This is a genomic window from Flavobacterium notoginsengisoli (genome assembly GCF_014207905.1).
Classification (GTDB): Bacteria; Bacteroidota; Bacteroidia; order Flavobacteriales; family Flavobacteriaceae; genus Flavobacterium; species Flavobacterium notoginsengisoli_A.
Genome location: NZ_JACHLB010000017.1, coordinates 1 through 1,443 on the forward strand (window position 1 = coordinate 1; position 1,443 = coordinate 1,443).

The 1,443-nt window shown below is 37.1% G+C and carries 2 protein-coding genes; one reads left to right on the plus strand and one right to left on the minus strand.

The window, feature by feature from the left end; genetic code table 11:
- The coding region (locus HNP35_RS23725) for a PLP-dependent aminotransferase family protein (protein ID WP_184168235.1) at positions 1-1,064 on the minus strand (1,064 nt) is incomplete at its 3' end.
- Positions 1,065-1,133: 69 nt separating this feature from the next.
- Here HNP35_RS23725 and HNP35_RS23730 point away from each other — a divergent pair.
- Positions 1,134-1,443 (plus strand): GNAT family N-acetyltransferase (locus HNP35_RS23730; RefSeq protein ID WP_184168237.1); only part of this gene is annotated, 310 nt, incomplete at its 3' end.

The following is a 1,443-nucleotide window of genomic DNA, read 5'->3' on the forward strand; positions in this document are numbered from 1 at the left end:
ACATTTTCCGGCGCGGCCAAATATCCCATTCTAAATGCCGGAGAAAAGCTCTTGCTAAATGATCCGCAGTAAATAACCATTCCGTTTTCATCAGCGCTTGCTAATGGAAGCAGTGGCCGGTTACTGTAATGGAAATCAAAATCGTAATCGTCTTCGAAAATAATAAAGCCGTATTCACTGGCTAGTTGTAATAATTCCAGTCGGCGGTCAAGGCGTAATGCAACAGTTGTTGGATAGTGATGATGGGGTGTTATATACACCATTCTGATTTTATTGTTTTGGCAGATTTTTTTTAATTCTGCAACAATCAAACCATGTTCGTCCACTTGAATTCCAATGTGTATGGCTTTGGCGTGAAAAAAATTATTCTCGGCTCGGCGCCAGCCCGGAATTCCAGAAACAATAATATCATTGGGCTGGATAAGGGCACTGCAGACCAAATTGACTCCCATTACTGTGCCTCGAACAGATAGTATATTCTTAGAAGTTGTTTTCAAACCACGGGTTTGATTTAAATGGTTCGATATGGCTTCTAGATAATAATCTGATCCATGGGGTTTGCCATAATTTCCAAATTTATCGTAAAGTCCACTTCGAGTTAATTGGCTTCTATAAGCTCTGTAAAGTTCTTTTAACGGGGCAAGTTTAGGATCTGGAAAACCATCGTCAAAGTGAAGCGGTGTTTTGGGAACAAAATAAGTGTTCTTTAAGTAGTTTGTTTTATCAATTTTAAAACCAGCTGTTCTATGTACGTTGTTAGATTTATCTTGAAGTTTTTCGGGTTTGATTTCGGGAATATGTGCAGATACAAATGTTCCTCGTCCTGTGAAACTTTCGAGCCATCCCTGATTTTTTAACTCATCAAATGCTTTAGAAATCGTAACCCGGTTAATACTGAGAAAAATCGCAAGATCTCTTGTTGAAGGCAGTTTTTGACCTGTCTGCAATTTTCCTTGTTTAATTGATAGTGATAAAGTATCGGCTAACTGTAGATAGATCGGTTTCTCTACATTAGTGTGAATACTGAAATCAGTAAAAAGAATCTTTAAAATTGGACTATTCATTTTGAGTAAATTGGACTGCAAATATAATCCAATATTGAATTACTTTTGAAGTGATAAAAAAGAATAGTTATGGATCAAGCCAAAATAATAATTCGAAAAGCTGTCGAAGCAGATGCTGAAAAAGTCTGGTGTCTAATGAAAGAACTGGCTGAGTTTGAAAAGTACATTGATGTATTTGCCATTACGCCCGAGATTTTGAGCGAATGCGGATTCAAAAAAAGGCCTCCTGATTTTTATTGTATCATTGCTGAAACTACTGAAGAAATAGCAGGAATGCTGGTGTATTATTTTCTGCCTTACACGGCACAGAATAAACCAGCAATTTATTTAAAAGAATTGTATGTAGACGAAACATACAGAGGGCAAAAGATTGGCCAGC